The sequence below is a fragment of the Desulfocicer vacuolatum DSM 3385 genome, assembly GCF_900176365.1.
GTDB lineage: Bacteria > Desulfobacterota > Desulfobacteria > Desulfobacterales > Desulfobacteraceae > Desulfocicer > Desulfocicer vacuolatum.
Genome location: NZ_FWXY01000011.1, coordinates 95,158 through 113,875, shown reverse-complemented (window position 1 = coordinate 113,875; position 18,718 = coordinate 95,158). Strand labels below are relative to the sequence as shown.

General features: G+C 50.4%; 9 protein-coding genes. 4 read left to right on the top strand and 5 right to left on the bottom strand.

Translation table 11 applies throughout. The annotated features are described in order from the left end of the window. Position 1: 1 nt before the first annotated feature. The 5 genes from carB to B9A32_RS11385 all read right to left on the bottom strand — a co-directional run bounded on the left by carB (position 2) and on the right by B9A32_RS11385 (position 10,039). Entirely contained in the window at positions 2-3,232 is a 3,231-nt protein-coding gene (carB, locus tag B9A32_RS11405) for a carbamoyl-phosphate synthase large subunit (protein ID WP_084069518.1), read from the bottom strand. A 2-nt stretch (positions 3,233-3,234) separates the two neighbouring features. Beyond that, on the bottom strand, positions 3,235-4,368 hold the full coding sequence (gene carA / locus B9A32_RS11400; protein WP_084069516.1) for a glutamine-hydrolyzing carbamoyl-phosphate synthase small subunit: 1,134 nt from the start codon (positions 4,366-4,368) through the stop codon (positions 3,235-3,237). A 597-nt stretch (positions 4,369-4,965) separates the two neighbouring features. After that, positions 4,966-7,299, bottom strand: a complete 2,334-nt coding sequence (locus B9A32_RS11395; RefSeq protein ID WP_084069514.1) for an FAD-dependent oxidoreductase — start codon at positions 7,297-7,299, stop codon at positions 4,966-4,968. An 11-nt stretch (positions 7,300-7,310) separates the two neighbouring features. Next, positions 7,311-8,945: a glutamate synthase-related protein gene (locus tag B9A32_RS11390; RefSeq protein WP_084069512.1), complete on the bottom strand. Its 1,635-nt coding sequence runs from the start codon at positions 8,943-8,945 to the stop codon at positions 7,311-7,313. Further along, positions 8,909-10,039: a class II glutamine amidotransferase domain-containing protein gene (locus tag B9A32_RS11385; protein ID WP_084069511.1), complete on the bottom strand. Its 1,131-nt coding sequence runs from the start codon at positions 10,037-10,039 to the stop codon at positions 8,909-8,911. The genes B9A32_RS11390 and B9A32_RS11385 overlap by 37 nt, the downstream gene beginning before the upstream one ends. Before the next feature lie 132 nt (positions 10,040-10,171). On the opposite strand from B9A32_RS11385, the gene glnE reads away from it, so the two are divergent. The 4 genes from glnE (at position 10,172) to B9A32_RS11360 (ending at position 18,673) form a co-directional block, all read left to right on the top strand. Continuing rightward, entirely contained in the window at positions 10,172-13,030 is a 2,859-nt protein-coding gene (gene glnE / locus B9A32_RS11380) for a bifunctional [glutamate--ammonia ligase]-adenylyl-L-tyrosine phosphorylase/[glutamate--ammonia-ligase] adenylyltransferase (RefSeq protein ID WP_139795802.1), read from the top strand. A gap of 97 nt (positions 13,031-13,127) precedes the next feature. Further along, positions 13,128-14,843 (top strand): long-chain-fatty-acid--CoA ligase, encoded by a 1,716-nt coding sequence (locus B9A32_RS11375; RefSeq protein ID WP_084069509.1) that lies wholly within the window; start codon positions 13,128-13,130, stop codon positions 14,841-14,843. Positions 14,844-14,990: 147 nt separating this feature from the next. Next, a complete protein-coding gene (locus B9A32_RS11370) occupies positions 14,991-15,647 on the top strand; it encodes a GntR family transcriptional regulator (protein WP_084069508.1) in 657 nt (218 codons plus the stop codon). A gap of 623 nt (positions 15,648-16,270) precedes the next feature. Continuing rightward, complete coding sequence (locus B9A32_RS11360) at positions 16,271-18,673, top strand: glycyl radical protein (protein ID WP_084069504.1); 2,403 nt, start codon at positions 16,271-16,273, stop codon at positions 18,671-18,673. Positions 18,674-18,718 lie beyond the last annotated feature (45 nt).

The following is an 18,718-nucleotide window of genomic DNA, read 5'->3' as shown; positions in this document are numbered from 1 at the left end:
ATCATACCTTACCGCCTTGCATATGGTAATCCTGGATGGCGATGACAGTAAGACTCTCTTTTTTAAGGGCCTTGATTGCCTTGCAGATGGTTTTTGCCCCGTCAGTGGTGGTGGCATAGGGGATTTTAAACCGAATGGCTGCCCGCCGGATTTCATAACCGTCCCGTTTGGTCTGGCTGTTGGAGCCGGTGTTGAGAATTAACTGGATTTCGCTGTTTTTAACGGCGTCCACCACATGGGGACGACCGGTGGAAACCTTTTCCACCACCTTGGCAGGGATGGAATTATCCTCCAGAAACATGGCCGTTCCCCGGGTGGCCAGAAGCTTGAAGCCCATGTCATAAAAATCTTTGGCCACGGACAGTGCTGCCATCTTATCGCTGTCCTGGACGCTGATGAACACATTGCCTTCAATGGGAAGATTCTGTCCGGCCCCCAGCTGGGCCTTGGCCACGGCGGCTCCCAGGTCTTTATCAATGCCCATGACCTCACCGGTGGATTTCATCTCCGGTCCCAGAACCGGGTCCACCTTGGCAAAACGGTCAAAGGGAAGCACTGCCTCTTTAACAGAATAATGGGCCGGAATCACCTGTTGGGTGAATCCCAGCTCTTTAAGGGTTTTACCCAGCATCACCTTGGTGGCAAGTTTTGCCAGGGAAACCCCGGTGGCTTTACTCACAAAGGGAACGGTGCGGGATGCCCGGGGATTAACCTCAATGACATACACCTTGCCGTCCATGATGCCAAACTGAATGTTCATCAGCCCCACCACGTTCAATTCCTTTGCCAGGGCTGCGGTGGCCCTTGTCATTTCATCAATGTGTTCCTGGGCAATGCTGTAAGGGGGCAGCACACAGGCAGAATCCCCGGAATGGATACCGGCCTCTTCAATGTGCTCCATCATGCCGCCGATGACGGTGGTTTCACCATCGGAAATGGCATCCACATCCAGCTCAAAGGCATCTTCCAGAAACTGGTCAATGAGAACAGGGTGGTCAGGGGAGGCGGATACGGCAAGGTTGAAATAACCTTCCAGCTCATCGGGATCAAACACAATCTTCATGGCCCGGCCCCCCAGAACAAAGGAGGGTCTTACCATGACAGGATACCCAATGGTCTGGGCAATTTCCCTTGCCTCTTCAATGTTAACGGCAATGCCGTTGGCAGGCTGAGCAATGTCCAGTTTTTTGAGCATGGCCTGGAACAGGTCCCTGTCTTCGGCCATGTCAATGCTTTCAGGGGTGGTCCCAATGATGGGAACCCCGGCATCTTTAAGGGCCGTGGCAAGATTAAGGGGGGTCTGCCCGCCAAACTGCACAATGACACCGTCGGGTTTTTCCTTTTCCACAATGTGCAGCACATCTTCGTGGGTCAGGGGCTCAAAATAGAGTTTGTCCGAGGTGTCATAATCGGTGCTCACGGTTTCGGGGTTACTGTTGACCATGATGCTCTCCACCCCTTCTTCCCGAAGGGCAAAGGAGGCCTGGACACAGCAGTAGTCAAACTCAATACCCTGGCCGATGCGGTTGGGACCGCCGCCGAGAATCATCACCTTTTTGCGATCCGACACCCTGGCTTCACACTCCTTTTCATAGGTGGAGTAGTAATAGGGTGTGGAGGCTCGGAATTCAGCAGCACAGGTATCCACAAGCTTATACACCGGAACAATACCCAGTTTTTTGCGTAAAGATTCCAGCTTATCTTCGGAAAGCCCTGTGAGATGGGAAAGTTGGCGGTCGGAAAAACCCATGCGTTTGGCTTTTTCCAGGGTTTCCTGGGCAATATCTTTACCGGCAAGGCGGATGCGTTTTTCAAATTCCACAATCTGCTTCATCTGGTAGAGAAACCAGGGATCAATGCCGGTGAGGGAGTGGATGGTTTCCTGGGCCATGCCGTTTTCCATGGCATGTTTAATAAAAAACATACGCTGGGAATTGGGGGTGGCAAGCTTGTACTCCAGCTCGGTTTTAGACACAGTGCCCGGCAGGGGGTCCTTGCCGTCACCGCCAAATCCGAATCGATTGATTTCCAGGGAACGAAATCCCTTTTGAAAGGCCTCTTTAAAGGTTCTGCCGATGGCCATGGTTTCCCCCACGGATTTCATGGCCGTGGTGAGGATATCATCGGTTTCAGGGAATTTTTCAAAGGTCCACCGGGGAATTTTTATCACCACATAATCAATGGAGGGCTCAAAGCATGCCAGTGTTTCACCGGTGATGTCGTTTTCGATCTCATCCAGTGTAAATCCCACGGCAAGTTTTGCCGCAATCTTGGCAATGGGAAACCCTGTGGCCTTGGAGGCCAGGGCTGAACTTCTGGACACCCTGGGATTCATTTCCACGATGATCAACTCCCCGTCTGCGGGGTTGATGGCAAATTGAACATTACTGCCCCCGGTGTCCACTCCGATCTCCTGCATGATGGCAATGGAGGCATCCCGAAGCTGCTGGTACTCTTTGTCAGAAAGGGTCTGGGCCGGTGCCACGGTGATGGAGTCACCGGTGTGGACCCCCATGGCATCAATGTTTTCAATGGAGCAGATAATCACCACATTGCCGGCATTGTCCCGCATTACCTCAAGCTCATACTCTTTCCAGCCAAGAACAGACTCTTCCAGCATCACCTGGGTGATGAAACTTGCATCCAGACCGCTTTTGGCCATGACTGCAAGTTCCTCGGGGTTGTAAGCCACACCGCCGCCGGTGCCCCCCAGGGTGAAGCTTGGCCTGACAATAATGGGAAATCCTATTTCTGCTGCCACCTCTTCCACTTCGTGCATGGTGGTGGCAAATCCGCTTCTGGGGATTCTGAGATTGATTTTATTCATGGCGTCCCGGAACAGCTCCCGGTCTTCGGCCTTGTTAATGGCCTCCACAGAGGCGCCGATCATCTCCACATTGTATTTTTCCAGAACCCCCATTTTGGCGGCTTCCACAGCCGTGTTCAGGCCGGTCTGCCCCCCAAGGGTGGGTAACAGGGCATCGGGGCGCTCCTTTTCAATGACCTTGGCCACGGTCTCCGGGGTGACCGGTTCAATGTACACCCTGTCTGCCGTATCCGGATCGGTCATGATGGTGGCCGGATTGGAGTTGATCAACACCACCTCATACCCTTCTTCCTTAAGGGCCTTGCACGCCTGGGTGCCGGAATAATCAAATTCGCAGGCCTGGCTGATGATGATGGGGCCTGCTCCAATAATGAGAATTTTTTTAATATCTGTACGTTTTGGCATTTTTACTTATCCATCATCTCGGCAAACTGGTTAAAAAGGTAGGCAGCATCATGGGGTCCGGGTGAAGCTTCGGGGTGATATTGCACCGCAAAGGCCTTTACAGCATCATTTTTAATGCCTTCCAGGGAGTCTTCATTGAGGTTGATGTGGGTCATGGTGACATCCCTATCCCCCAATGTGTTCAGATCCACGGCAAATCCATGATTCTGGGAGGTGATTTCCACTTTGCCCGTGGCAAAGTTTTTCACCGGCTGGTTTCCGCCGCGATGACCAAATTTTATCTTATGGGTTTTGGCCCCCATGGCAAGTCCCAGAAGCTGCATGCCAAGGCATATACCAAACATGGGACGATATCCCAGAAGATCCCGGATGGTATCAACGGCATAACTGACAGGTTCGGGATCTCCCGGACCGTTGGATAGAAATATTCCATCCGGTTCCAGGGCGCGAATGGCATCGGCAGAGGTGGTGGCAGGGACCACAAGCACTTCGCATCCCGCCTCTTCAAGGCATCGGATAATATTGTATTTGATGCCGAAATCAAGGGCCACCACAGAATGGCGCTCTTTCTTGTGACGCCACATGGAGGCATCCAAAAGGGTGCAGTCGTTCATGTAGTCCGGTAGATTTTCCCGCCAGAAGTAGGGCGTTTTTGTGCTCACCAGGTCCACCAGATTACACCCTTCCATGGGGGGAACCTGTCTGGCCTTTTCCACAAGGGAGGCCGGATCAAGATCAGTGGTGGATATCACCGCACGCATGGCTCCGGCATTTCGGATATGGCGCGTCAGTGCCCTTGTATCAAGGTCTTCAATGCCCAGCACGCCCTCTTTTTTAAGATAATCTGCCAGGGTGCCTGTGGATCGCCAGTTACTGGGGAGATCCACATATTCCCGGACAATCAATGCTGATGCCTGGATTCTGTCGGACTCCACATCTTCGGGGCATACCCCGTAATTACCCATCATGGGGCAGGTCATGGTCACCATTTGTCCATGGTAGGAGGGGTCGGTGAGAATCTCCTGGTAACCGGTCATGCTGGTGTTAAACACCACTTCACCCCGGGCTTCTCCTGCACCTGTAAAACTTCGACAGGGAAATGTCCTGCCATCCTCAAGAGCCAATAACGCTTTCATATTCCTTAATTTCCACTTGTTTTTATGTAAATATTCGGGTTGGTTCTGCAAATGTTTGGCCGGTGCCCCATATTCGCCTTAGCTGGGACTGCGTAGCATACTACTGCTAAGGTGTGAGCAGGCCCAAACGAGTAAAGATGGGGGTGCCGGCCGAATAGTTACGTTTTTATTTTTTTGTGAAAGGCCCTCCGGCAATCTGGAATCACGGGCGTTTCGTTTTTCGTTGTGGCCGGTGTTTGCAGCCATGTATGTTTTTTATATGAAATACTCCGTGAATCAGGGGTGTATTTCAAGCTTTGTTGTGGGTGGAACCGGATCAGAATACGGTCCGCCCGTGGCGGTTATATACAATGCAGCCTCCAAGGCAACCTAAGGCAGAGCTGCCCCCCGACGGGCAATAGGAACCGGACAATTGAGCTGTCTACAGTTCCGGTCCGGGCCCATTGCCCGTCGGGGGGCGGCGGTGTAATACCATTTGGCTCCGCGTCTACGACCCAATATTCGTTGTGTCCCATAGAACACGCTCGTTTATATGAAACGGCAGTATTCAAGTACCCTCAGCAAAGCCGAGCAGCCACCGGGACCGCAGAATGCACATCACATGGGATCATTGGGCACCAGATTCCAAATACCGCAGGGGCAGGCCCCCACACAGAATCCACAGCCAATACATTGATCCGGGTCCACCTTATATTCAAAATTACCCTCTTCATCTTCCACACGCTCAATGGCAGCCTCGGGGCAGACATTGACACAGATGCTGCAATCCCGGCAGCGTCCACAGGAGGCGCATTCATCCCCACATTGGTGAAGGGAATCAAAGGATTTTACCATGGGGTTGAAATATTCCAGGCTGACCCGGTTTTTATCAATCTCCGAACGGGTGTCCATGGGCAGAGGGGCTTTGCCGGAAATGATACTGTCAATGGCTTCAGCCACCCTTTTTCCATCACCAATGGCATTGGTGATCAGTCCCGGCCCCACAATGTCTCCCAGGGCAAAAATCGTTTTATCCGAAGTTTGATTAAAGCTGTTCACCGATAAAAATCCGTTTCTTGTGGCAATGCCCTTGCCAAGAAAGGCCGTGTCCGGAGCATCTCCAATGGATACCACCACTGTATCGGCCTCAAGAAGCTCTCCATCGTCCAGGACAACCCCCTGTGCGGTGATTTCTTTGGTAAAGCAGGGCCATTGAAAGGTGGCACCCACAGCCTGGGCATCTTCTTTTTCCTTGCCAAAGGCCGCCGGTTTCTGCACATCAATGAGGCTGATGATTTCTGCACCCAACCGATGGGCCTCGGTGGCCACATCACATCCCACATTACCGGCTCCGATGATCACCACTCTTTTGCCGGGTGTTGCCGTGTCCTTTTTTGCCTCTGCCAGAAAATCATTGGCAGAAACGGCAAGTTCAATACCTGGCACCGGCAGCATCCTTGGTTTTCTGGCACCGGCAGCCACCACCACATAATCAAATTCCTGTTTGATTTTTTTAAATGCTTTGGCCGTGATTTTCTGTTCCAAGCGAATGTCCGGGATAAGGCGTTTCACACGGTCCAGCTCATTTTCCAGGGTTTCCCTGGGAATCCTGGAGTCGGGGATCACAGAGGCAATTTTACCCCCGATGGCAGTGGATTCATCCAGTAATACGGTTTCATGCCCCTTGAGTGTTAAATGCCAGGCTGCGGAAATTCCCCCGGGACCGGCACCGATGACAGCCACTTTTTTACCGGAAGGGGGCAGCACTTCGGGTAACTCTGTGCCTTCACCGGCCTTGCCCAGTATCCGTACATCCACAGGGGTCATGTATTGAAGATTTTTGGTACAGGATGCCATGCAGGGGCTGGGGCAAAGATAGCCGCACACCGTGGCGGGAAATGGCGTATATTGTAATCCCATGGCGGTTGCTTCGTCAATGAGGCCGTTGCGAACCAGATGCCACCGTTCCTGCACGGGAATGCCTGTGGGGCAATTGGCCTGGCAAGGGGCTTTGTACACCGCATGTTCCCACACCGGCACTCTTCGCCGCAACTCTCCCTTGGTGATTAAAGGAATGGTACCCCGATCCAGCTGTTGCAGATCTCCAATAAGGCCTCCCCGGCCCAACTCCCTGTCCCATACATCCTGGCGGAATGCAGCCATGGAAAGGGCACCGGATTCCGTCATCTTATCCATGGGCCCCCTGGCCTTTAACAGCTGCCATTCAGAGCGCATGGAAAGGCGGTCAAACAGTTCCGGTTTTTCCACCTTGTCCAGAAAGACTAAAAGATTGGTGCACAGCCAGTCCCATTCTTCATCGGAAACGGGGGCCGGTCGGGCATCTTTTTTGCTGTAATCCGAGGCATCCCCCCGGAAAAACACCTTTCCCCCCACCATGCCCACCAGGGGACGATATCCCAATGTGTTTTCATGGGAACTCTTATCAAACCCGCACACAACGGCGATGCCGCCGGCCATGAATTCTCCGAAATAGTCCCCGCAGGAGCCCAGAACCCAAAGTTCAGGCGGTTCAAACCGTGGGTTGTGTTTGGTCATGGTCATTCCCCGGGCACCAATGTTGCCCCCGATGTAGACCTTGCCCTGGGCGCCGCCGTTCATGACACCGTTGGAGGCATTACCGTGGACCGTGATTTCAGCCCCGGCATTGAGCCAGCCCACATCATCGGACACCGGTCCCAGGATTTCAATCCGGGTGTGGGGCGACCCCAGGGAACCGGCCCGCTGGCCTGCCTGACCCCGGATACGAATGTTTATGGTGTCATCACCCTCCTGCCACAGTCGTCCACCAATGCCGTGCTGGCCAAAGGCGTCCACCTCAATGGCCCGGTGGCCGTGCTTTACTTCCTTTTGTACCATCTCCTCAAGGATGCGGGAGGGAATCCGTTTTTCGTCGTCCTTTCCGGAAACGATTTTATATTTTATTTCTTCCATATCTTCACCTCCTAAACCACATACTTGATATTCAGACGTTGGGCCGCTTCATAATCGTTGATGCCAAGGGCATCGGACATACCAATGGGAAGGGACGTGGAGCGTCCCAGGGGCGCAACAATCTTTTTTAATTCCATATCAAAGGAGACAAAGAGATCCACGATGCGCTGGGCCACATGCTCGGGATCAAGACGTCTATAAAGCCTGGGGTCCTGGGAGGTGATTCCCTTGGGACAGATACCAAGGTTGCACACATTGCATCGATCCCGTTCCGTACCCACACAACCGGCTGCAGCCTGCATCACATATTTACCGATTTGAACACCACTGGCACCCAGCATGATCAAAGAGGCGGCGTTGGCCGCAATATTACCGTTTTTGCCAATGCCGCCGCCGGCAAACAGCGGAATTTCATTTTGTTTTCCGATTTTAACCAGATTAAGGTAATTGTCCCTTAAACAAGAGGCAATGGGGTGCCCCATGTGATCCATGGAAACGGAATAGGCCGCCCCTGTGCCCCCATCTTCACCGTCAATGGCCAACGCCGATGCATAATCGTTACGGGTAAGATTATTTAACACGGCAAGGGAGGTGGAAGAAGCTGAAATTTTTGGATACACCGGCACCCTGAATCCCCATGCCATGGACATGGACATGATCATTTTGGCCACAGACTCCTCAATGGAGTACTGGGTCTGGTGGGTGGGGGGACTTGGCAGGCTGACACCCTGGGGAACCCCCCGGATGGCGGCAATGAGTTTGTTTACCTTGTGCCACATCAAAAGCCCGCCGTCTCCCGGTTTGGCTCCCTGGCCGTATTTAATCTCAATGGCGCAGGGGTCTTCTTTCATGTGGGGAATGGCATGGATGATTTCATCCCAGCCAAAATACCCCGAAGCAATCTGTAAAATTACATATTTTAAAAACCGGCTTTTGAGCAATCGGGGGGGGCATCCCCCTTCGCCGGTGGAGATGCGAACAGGCATACCCAGCTCTTCATTGAGATATGCCACTCCCATCTGCAATCCCTCCCACATGGTGGGGGAAAGGGCACCAAAGGACATCCCGCCGATGATCAACGGATAGATCTCTCTCACCGGGGGAATCCAGCCCTTGGTTTTGAGACGGTGCAGATTCTCCTTGGGGGGCAGAATGCGTCCCAGCAGGGTTTTAAGTTCAAACTCATGACGCCCAGCATCCAGGGCCGGATCGGTGAGCATGGAAATTCGAATGAATTTGATTTGGTCCAGGAGTGAATCGGTGCTGTTTCTCCTGCCCCCCCGGGTTCGCGGTACCCCTTCCTGATCTCTATGGAATTTAAATCGTTCTGTGCCGGGATTTCTTTCCGGGGCAATGGCATCGTTGGGACACACCATGGAGCACATGGCACAACCGATGCACGCCTCTTCAATGGTGGTATTTTGTTTAATGCCATAAAAGGTTTCAAAGCCGGACATCCTTCGTTTGGCAGGGTCCAGGGAGGTATCCAGGTTTCGTTTTCTGAAAACCGATAATTTTATGGCCTGCACAGGGCAGACAGCGGTGCATTGACCACAAAGGGTACACCGATCCTTATTCCAGTTAATCTGCCAGGGCAGGTCACTCAGGCTTAAAGTGGAAGGCGTAATGGTTCTGTTTGACGACATATTTTTATCTCCTGACGATCGGGGCCGACAATGGCGGTATCAAGGTGCATGGGTTGAATATCTTTGCTTTTGTCCCGGTCCGGTATCACAGCATCCAGACCACATATTTCCGAAGAAAAGGCAAAGAATCCCGGTCTTCCACCCACAACCCCGGGCCTGAGTTTTTTTCTGTCCTGGGCCATGAAAAGGGTGTTATCCAGGAGGGTTCCAATGACGCAGTTGGGGCCGTCAATGATCAATTGACGACAGGTCTTTTTAAGGTGTCTTAAAAAGTCCTTATCTGCATGGGCATCAATGTCTCTGTCCTGCAATGGAGTGATGATATGCTTATAAGCATCCAGACCCAGGCCCAGCTCCTTCATGGTGTAGTGAAGGATATGGGCAAACACTTCGGAATCAGACTGATAACCGCTGTAACCGGGGAATTTCCGGCTTGATAAAAAATCCTTTATGGGAATAAACGCCGTATTCTCACCATTGGTCATGGTGGAGAAGCCCTCAACAAAAAACGGATGGCAGGCATAAAGATTGATGGCATAATTTGTGTTTTGTCGTCCCTGGGCCATGATGGTCCGGGCCTTGAGATCCTTACGATCCAGGCCGAGATATTCACCGATGGCCATGGGATCTCCCAGTTCTTTCACCATGATGGTATCAGGCCAGAAGGAGTAGACGATCATATCCTTCTTTTCTTCCCCCATGTCACGAATTTTTAGCCGTATGCTCATAAGACCATGGGCAATTTCGTCCTTATCAAGTGTTTCCCAGGATTCGGGATACTCATAGGCCCGGATGAGGTACATTCCCCTTCTGGGGGTTCCCTCCAGTCCCTCCTTGGGCAGCTTGATATTCATTTTGTACTTTGTCATGAACCCGCGATCCATCATGAACAAATCCAGCTTTCGTATACCCTCTTCACTGAAAATACCAGACAGGATGGGCACATCCTTCATCTCCTCAAAGGGGCCCCCAAGATCTCGAAGCAGAATTCCCACACCGGAACCGTCATGCCCCTCCTTCATTACATCAAGGGCTTTGATGGCAAGCATGGGAGATACAGGCTCTTTGCTTGTAAGTGCAAACAAACGGCACATTCTCTTTTTTCTCCTTGTTATTTTCACATGTTTGAGCAATATATAAGCTGTTAAATATAAGCAAAATTTGAATTTTTTTCAATGAATTTCTTCCTCAACGCCGTGGGTTGATGGATTTCCGTGGGGGTGGACGTGAATTTTTGCAGTGAACAGGCCATTCTTTTTAAGGAAGCGCTGGATGCCTCCCTGGCAAGCCGGGGCCTTTCAATTCCCGGGGATGCGTTTTTTTTAAAGGAACTCAATACGGCATTGATGTTCAGTAAATTCATTGCCACAAGCCTCATCAAAACCCCGGAAATTCTCATGGATCTCCTGGATTCAAAAGATCTGTATCGCACCTATTCCCCCGGAGAATACATCAAAAAAACAGAACCCATCCTTAATCTCCCGGAAAAGGCCCACGTCCTTCAACGTTTTCTTGGTACTTTGAGATTAAGGGAGATGGTGCGAATTGCCTGGCGGGACCTCAACGGCCATGCAGCCCTGGAAGAAACCATGGCAGATTTGTCGGCCCTGGCCGACGCATGTGTGGAAACGGCCATGACGGTGCTCCATGAAAAATTATGCACCACCCACGGTGTCCCCATGGACCCCCACGGCGATCCCCTTAAAATCATTGTCCTTGGCATGGGAAAACTTGGGGCCGGCGAACTTAATTTCTCTTCGGACATTGATTTGATTTTTGCTTTTCCCCGGGAAGGCACCATTGAAAATGCAGTTAGAATGCCCGGTTGTGAAGCTTTTTTCACCAAATTATGCCGGGAATTTTTAAACATTTTTAACAGCAGATCCACGGGGCTTCCCATTTTTCGGGTGGACACCCGGCTGAGGCCCTTTGGGGAGAGCGGCCCCCTTGTGATGAGCTGTGAAGCCATGGAGATCTACTACCAGACCCAGGGGCGGGAGTGGGAACGTTATGCCTTGATAAAAGCCCGCCCCATGGCCGGTGATCTTGCGGCAGGGCATGCCCTTCTGGCAACATTGAAACCCTTTGTGTTCAGACGTTATCTGGACTATGGCACCTTTGATGCCTTCCGGGACATGAAGGCCAGAATCACCATGCAAATCCGGGACAAACGGTGGAAAAACAATATTAAACTGGGGGCAGGGGGCATACGGGAAATTGAATTTTTTGGTCAATTGTTCCAGCTCATCCGGGGGGGGGTGACCCCCCGGCTCCAGGAAAAAAAGATCCTCAAGGTGCTGGCGCTTCTGGCCAGGGAAGGCTTTATCAACGCCGCCACAGCCCGGGATCTTAAAAGTGCCTATGTTTTTCTGCGCACCGTGGAACATCGGCTGCAGGAGTACGATGACCGCCAAACCCATGATATCCCCGGGGGAAAAAGCAAAAGGCATTGCCTGGCATTATCCATGGGGTTTGACAGCTGGGATGGATTGGAAAAAGCGTTACACCGTCATATGGATATGGTTCACCAGCACTTTAATAAATTACTGGTATCCAAAGAAAGCAAGAAAAAAAACGGTAAGGCAGAAAGCCCCTTCAGATACCTGTGGGAAACCATTAATGATCCCCAGGCCGATGTAAAAGCGTCGTTGGTTTCCGGCTACACTGCACCGGAAAAAGTACTCCAAAGCCTGGAAACCCTGGCTGAACACCCCCACACCCGAAAATTGACCCGCACCGGAAGACGCAGACTCAATGACCTGATCCCCCTTGTGGCAGAGATTGCAGGGGAGCAACCCCAGCCGGAAATAACCCTGGAACGTCTCATTTCACTTATCATTGCCATAGAGCAACGCACCTGTTATCTGTCTCTTCTTCTGGAAAATCCCACAGCCATAATCACCCTTGCCACCCTTGCCACCCAAAGTCCCTGGATCATCTCCTTTCTTTCCCGGCACCCGGCCCTTCTGGATGAGCTTCTTGATCCGGCCACCCTTTATAAACCACCTGATCGTCCTTCCCTGGAGCGGGATCTGGCCCATCGCATGGCTGCCATCCCGCCTGAAGATTTTGAGTTCCAGCTGGAAGAGTTGTGTCTGTTTAAACTCACCGGCACTCTGCGGGTGGCAGCCGCAGATATCAGCGGTGATTATCCTTTAATGAAGGTGAGCGATGCCCTCACCGACATTGCCGAAACCGTTCTTCAGCAGGTGCTGTGCATTGCCTGGCAGCAAACCCGGAGAAGATACGGTGTTCCATCGGGAATTGAACCGGCCCCGGGAGCCACACCGGGGTTTGCCGCCGTTGCCTATGGGAAACTTGGGGGTATTGAACTGGGATATAAATCTGATCTTGACCTGGTGTTTGTTCATTCAGAAAGCCGGGGAGTCACCTCAGGCGGGCCACGATCCATTGAAAATATGAGATTCTATACATTGCTTGGCCAGCGAATTATTACCATGCTCACCATGCACACCCCGGCAGGCACCCTTTACAAACCGGACATGCGACTTCGTCCCAGTGGCCAGGCTGGCATGATTGTCAGTCACATAGACGCCTTTTATGAGTATATGGAAACCCAGGCCTGGACCTGGGAACACCAGGCCATCATCCGGGCCCGTCCGGTGGCTGGAGATCCTCTGTTATGGAAAAAGTTTAATGCCATTCGACAACAGGTGATGGAAATTAAACGTCACACCCCCACCCTGAGGCAGGAAATCCGGGAAATGCGGGAACGAATGAAAAAGCAGCGATTTGATGCCCTGTCCCACGGATTTGATATAAAGCAGGGAAGGGGGGGGATTGTGGATATTGAATTTCTGGTTCAATTTTTAACCTTGAACCATGCCCGGAATCATCCGGCCCTGATCCGGTGGACCGATAATATCCGCCTCATTGAAACCCTGGAAAAAGAAAGGATCTTATCCGAAACCCAGGCCCTTAATCTTCGGGAAACCTATATTGTCCTTCGAAAAGCCCTTCATCGCCTTGATCTCAAGGAAAAAACAGAGTACCGTCCAGGGACAGATCTTACGAAGAAGACACGGATGGTCTCACAGCTGTTTCAACGGATGCTTTATGATTAGGTCATAACGGTTTATGATCAAAATCTTTTGTGCACAACAAAGCTTACATACGCTTTTGATCTGCGGAGTATTTCATGAAAAAAATAGGAGCATTAAAATGACAACAGTATATTGGGAAACCCCCTTTTGGCCCAAAGGGGTGGCCCGCACCATTTCAGACTACCACTATCCCTTAAGCCGGATTCTGGATGATACCGCTCAAAAATACCCGGAACAGACATTTACTTTGTTTAACGGAAAGGCCAGAACCTATGCCCAGACCTGGGATACCGCCAACAGGGTGGCCAACTTTCTGGCACAATACGGCATCAAAAAGGGAGACCGGGTGGCTATTTTTCTGCCCAATATCCCTCAGTTTCCTGAAATTTTCTTTGGCATTTTAAAAGCCGGGGCCGTGTGCGTTAACTGCAACCCCATGTACACGGCATCGGAGCTCAATCATCAATTAAGTGATTCCGGGGCCAGGATGATCTTTTGCATGGACCATCCCACCTTGTATGACACGGTTGTCACCGCCATTGAGCACACAGATGTTGAAACCGTTGTGATCTGCAACATCAAGTCCTACCTTCCCGCTGCCAAGGCCCTCATGGGAAGTCTGCTGGGTAAGATTCCCAAGGCAGCCAGACACCTTGAGGAACACCTCAACTTTGATGATATTGTGGCAGATGCCGCCCCAAGCCCCCCTGTTGTGGAGATAGATCCGGAAAAAGACGCCGCTGTGATGCTCTACACCGGTGGGACAACAGGGGTACCCAAGGGGGCGGAACTTACCCACACCAATTTCACCTATGATTTAAAAGCAGCCCATGAATTTTTTCAGATCAGTCACGCTCCGGGGGAAGCTCCGGAATCCTTTCGTCCGGGGGGGGCGCACACCATTCTCGGGGTACTGCCCTGGTACCACAGTTTCGGGCTCACCGGGGCCATGCTTTTTTCTGTTTTTTCAGGAAACAGACTTATTTGCATTCCAGATCCCAGGGCCGGAAAACCCGCTTTTACTGATATGTTAAAAGCCGTGGTTAAATACAGACCCACCTTTGTCCCGGGGGTCCCCACATTGTTTGTGGCCATCACCAACCATCCCCACCTTAAAAAATATGATCTTTCAGCCATTAAGGCGTGCATCTGCGCCGGAGCCCCAATGCCCCCGGAAGTGTGTCGACAGTTTGAAGAAAAAACCGGAGCCATTCTTTTTGAGGTCTATGGGCTCACTGAAACCGCCCCTGCTGTTACATCAAATCCCCCCACAAAGGAGCACCGAAAAATAGGCTCCATTGGATTTCCCATACCGGGCACAGATGTGAAAATCGTTGACATTGACACCGGTACAACCATCCTTCCCATTGGTGAAGAGGGGGAGCTGGCCGTTCATGGCCCCCAGGTGATGAAGGGGTATTGGAAAAGACCCGATGCCAATGCCGAAACCTTTACAACCCTTGAGGATAAACGTTATTTTCTCACCGGAGACATTGCCAGGATTGATGAGGACGGGTACATTTCCATCACTGACCGTAAAAAAGACATGATCATTGTCAGCGGGTTCAATGTATACCCAAGGGAAATTGAAGATGCGCTTTATGCCCATCCCAGTGTGGCACTGGCCGCTGTGGTGGGGGTACCTGACGAAAAACAGGGAGAGGCAGTTAAGGCTTTTGTTGCCCTGAAACCGGGTCTCACCGCCTCAGAAGCGGAGTTGATGGCATTTTGCAAGGAGAAATTAACCGGGTATAAAAGGCCTCGATTTATTGAGTTCACAGATGATATTCCAACATCCAATGTGGGAAAGGTATTGAGAAGGGCTTTAAAATAATTTCCATGGGTCTGAAAGACCGGCATCACCGATACCGGGGGCGAGACGTTCGCTCCTGAAATCGGCACATGATGCCTTTTGATTTTCAGGTAATCCAGATCAGAAATTAACTTGCAATGCAATGGATAATAAGCTTAATCTCCAGTAATGAATACACCATCTAATAAAAAACAGAAAAAAGAGGCTTGTTACCAAGCCTTGAAGGCCGAAATTGTCACGGGTCGATTAAAACCGGGAACAACATTAACCGAAATGGAATTCATGGAAAAATTCTCCATTGGGCGCACCCCGTTGCGTGAAATTTTTTTAAGAATTCAGCAGGACGGTCTTATCATAAGAAGACCCCGGGGGGGCACTGTCATCGCCCCTCTGGATATAAACAGCTTTATGTACACCATGGAAACCAGGATGCCCCTGGAATTGTTTGCAGGCGAACTGGCCTGTAAAAGAATCACCACCGATCAATTAAATGGGTTGAAAACACAACTGAAAAATCTGGAAAAGTTAGCCTATACAGCCAGCGCCGGGTATCGGTTTGCCCGGCTGGAAATTCAATTTCATACTGCCATATATCAAGCCACACAAAATCCGGAACTGGCAACGCTGCTTGGGCTGCTCCACGACAAATGCGCAAGGGTCTGGTATTGCCTCACCACCCCCGGTGATGATGTTTTTTTTGGAATCAATGACCTTCATGCACTGATGGATACCCTTTTTGAAAAGGATATTCCCCTCATGAAAAAAATCATAAAACGTCACTTAAACGGCTTTATAATCGAAGTGGGCAAAAGAATTAATACTTGAGCGTTACCTACCCCCCGGGAACTACCACTGCCACATCGCTTACCCCCCTTTCTCTTTTACACCATCCCATGAAAACCATTAAACAATAAATATATTTTTGTGTAGATTTGTTTAAATTCATGCAGGGTCAATTCTCTGCTCGTTTTTATTTTATTTTAAGTAAAATCAAAAATATGCGATATTAATTGTCGCTCCACCCAATGTGGCGATGGTGTTGACAATTTAAAATAAATATATTAATAAAGACCAAAAACAAACTGACACATATAATCACATTTATCCCTGACCTCATTTTTTTTAAAAAGGTATCAGATGACGAGCTGGCAAAACATGTGATTGACGCAGCCGGTATAGGGGGAGAATTTCTCACCCAGCCCCACCCCTTTCAAAAATGCAGGCAGGAATTGTATTCTCCTCGAATATCCAAGCGTGGGCAACTCACCAAAAGGGATCATCAGGCTGAATTGGTCAATTCCACAGAAATTGAAAAAAACAGGCTGTTGGTATCTTAATAAACAGCCTGAATTGAGCCGGGAAAAACAAAACGCATTGCGCAGCATAATGGATAATAATGGATTGGATTTTGATGCCTGTCTCATAAAAAAGCAATAAAGGAGAATCGGATGAAAGAAAAATCGAATATTATAACCATTTTTTCCCGCACAGAGCTGCTTAAAAAACAATATTTTACCCACAAACCGGCCATCTGCCTTGAGTGTGCCAAGAGCCGCACAGATGTTTTTAAGGAAACTGAAGGTGAGCCCATTATCATTCGCAGGGCCAAGGCCATCAGGCGCCATTGCCGTACCAAAACCATCAATATTCAGGACCATGAATTGATTGTCGGCAACGCCGGATTTGGTCCCAGGACAGCCTGTATCTGTCCGGAACTGTCCAATCACTGGCTGGGAAATGAACTGGACACGGTTTCAACCCGGCCCCAGGACCCCTATCTGATCACTGAAGATCAAAAAAAACTTTTTAAAAAAGAGATCGAACCCTATTGGCAGGGAAAAACCCTCAGCGAACACTGGCATGCCAGAATCCCTGAAAATACCCGGGCCATTGCCTACAAAACCGGAATTATTGATGCGGATCTGAAACTTGAAGGCGGACCGGGTGAAATAGCACCGGCTTATGAGGAACTGCTATTACCCAAAGGCTACGGTGGACTTAGAAAAGAAGCAGAAACAGCCCTTGGTTCAGCTGATCTTACAGTGCCTGAAAATCATGAAAAAGCATGGTTCTGGCAATCGGTCATCATCGTGTGTGATGCCATGGAGGTCCTGGCCCGGCGTCATGCTGAAAAAGCCAGGGAAATGGCTTTAAAAGAAACAGATCCCATCCGTTGTCGGGAGCTTGAAAATATTGCCGAGGTGTGTGACTGGGTGGCCACAAATCCCCCGCGCACCTTTCACGAGGCATTGCAGCTGATATGGTTCAGTCAGATTGCCCTTTACATGGAGGCCAATGCGCCTTCCTATTCTCCGGGACGCATGGATCAATACATGTACCCCTACTACAAAAACGATTGTGAACAAGCGCGTCTGGATAAAGAAAAGGGCCAGGAACTTCTGGAGTGCCTCTGGGTAAAGCTGGCTGAGCAGGTGTGGTATCAGACTGAGAATTCCGCCAAATACTTTGCAGGTTATACCGCTTTTCAAAATTTATGCGTGGGGGGGGTGACCCCCAATGGCCGGGATGCTGTGAACGAATTATCCTATATGATTCTGGATGCCACAGCCAGGGTTCAATTGTGTCAACCGTCTCTTTCGGTGCGCATTAACCGGAAAAATCCTGAAAAATTTTATCGTAAAATTGCCGAGGTGATCCGACTTGGTACTGGATTCCCTGCCGTTCATAACGATGATGTGGGAATAAAGATGCTCATGAAAAAAGGAGTTACAGCACCCGAAGCCAGAAACTGGTGTATTGTGGGCTGTGTGGAGCCCAATCTGCCCGGCAAATTGTCCCAGTGGAGTTCAAGCGGTCACTATAATCTTGCCACTGCCGTGGAATTTGCCCTGACCAACGGTGTGCATCTTAAATCCGGTAAATCCCTGGGACTTAAAACCGGAAATCCAGTTGAATTTAAAGACTATGAAGCATTTGAAAATGCGGTTATGGAGCAGATAAAAGATCAGATCCGGCACTTTACCATCTCCAGCCATATCATCGAGACCCTTCACCAGGAACTTTTGCCCATGCCCCTTGCCTCCACCCTGATGGTGGACTGCATTGAAAAGGGAAAGGATCTGATGCGAAACGGTGCAAAATACACCATTGGACCCGGCACCAACGGCATTGGGGCCGCAGACCTGGTTAATTCCCTTGCAGCGGTGAAACAATTGGTGTTTGTTGATAAAACCATTAAGATGGATGAATTGGTCAACGCCATTAAAGATAATTTTAAGGGCCATGAACAATTACAGCACCATCTGGTGAGCAAAGCCCCTAAATGGGGAAATGATGATGACCGGGTGGATGACATCCTGGTCAGGGTTATGGATACGATCAATGCGTTTCATCACGGCCTGCACGGTGTCCTGGGATCAGAACTCATGCCGTCTTATTATCCGGTGTCATCCAATGTGCCCCACGGTCACACCGTCTGCGCCCTGCCTTCAGGAAGAAATGCATACAAACCTTTGGCCGATGGATGCTCCCCCTGCCAGGGCACAGATAAACTGGGGCCCACGGCAGTGCTTAAATCCATGTCCAAGCTCAATTGTGAGGACGCCGACGGCGGATTGCTGCTGAATATGAAATTTGATCCCGTGGTTTTTAAAGACCAGGGGGGAATTACCCGTCTGGTATCCCTGATCAGAAGTTTTCAGGATCTGGATTTATACCATGTGCAGTTCAATGTGGTGGATGCAAAAACCCTGAGACTTGCCCAGGCCAGTCCCGATGAATATAATTCTCTGTTGGTACGGGTGGCAGGCTACAGCGCTTATTTTGTGGAGTTAAGCAAAGATATCCAGGACGATATCATTAACCGTACTCAATATCACACTGTTCAGTGAATTTTTCCATGGCCCTGTCACTGAATTCATGCGAGATGGGGCAAA

Coding starts and splice junctions, on each gene's coding strand:
- carB (WP_084069518.1), bottom strand. CDS start 3,232: ATGCCAAAACGTACAGATATTAAAAAAATTCTCATTATTGGAGCAGGC.
- carA (WP_084069516.1), bottom strand. CDS start 4,368: ATGAAAGCGTTATTGGCTCTTGAGGATGGCAGGACATTTCCCTGTCGA.
- B9A32_RS11395 (WP_084069514.1), bottom strand. CDS start 7,299: ATGGAAGAAATAAAATATAAAATCGTTTCCGGAAAGGACGACGAAAAA.
- B9A32_RS11390 (WP_084069512.1), bottom strand. CDS start 8,945: ATGTCGTCAAACAGAACCATTACGCCTTCCACTTTAAGCCTGAGTGAC.
- B9A32_RS11385 (WP_084069511.1), bottom strand. CDS start 10,039: ATGTGCCGTTTGTTTGCACTTACAAGCAAAGAGCCTGTATCTCCCATG.
- B9A32_RS11375 (WP_084069509.1), top strand. CDS start 13,128: ATGACAACAGTATATTGGGAAACCCCCTTTTGGCCCAAAGGGGTGGCC.
- B9A32_RS11370 (WP_084069508.1), top strand. CDS start 14,991: ATGAATACACCATCTAATAAAAAACAGAAAAAAGAGGCTTGTTACCAA.
- B9A32_RS11360 (WP_084069504.1), top strand. CDS start 16,271: ATGAAAGAAAAATCGAATATTATAACCATTTTTTCCCGCACAGAGCTG.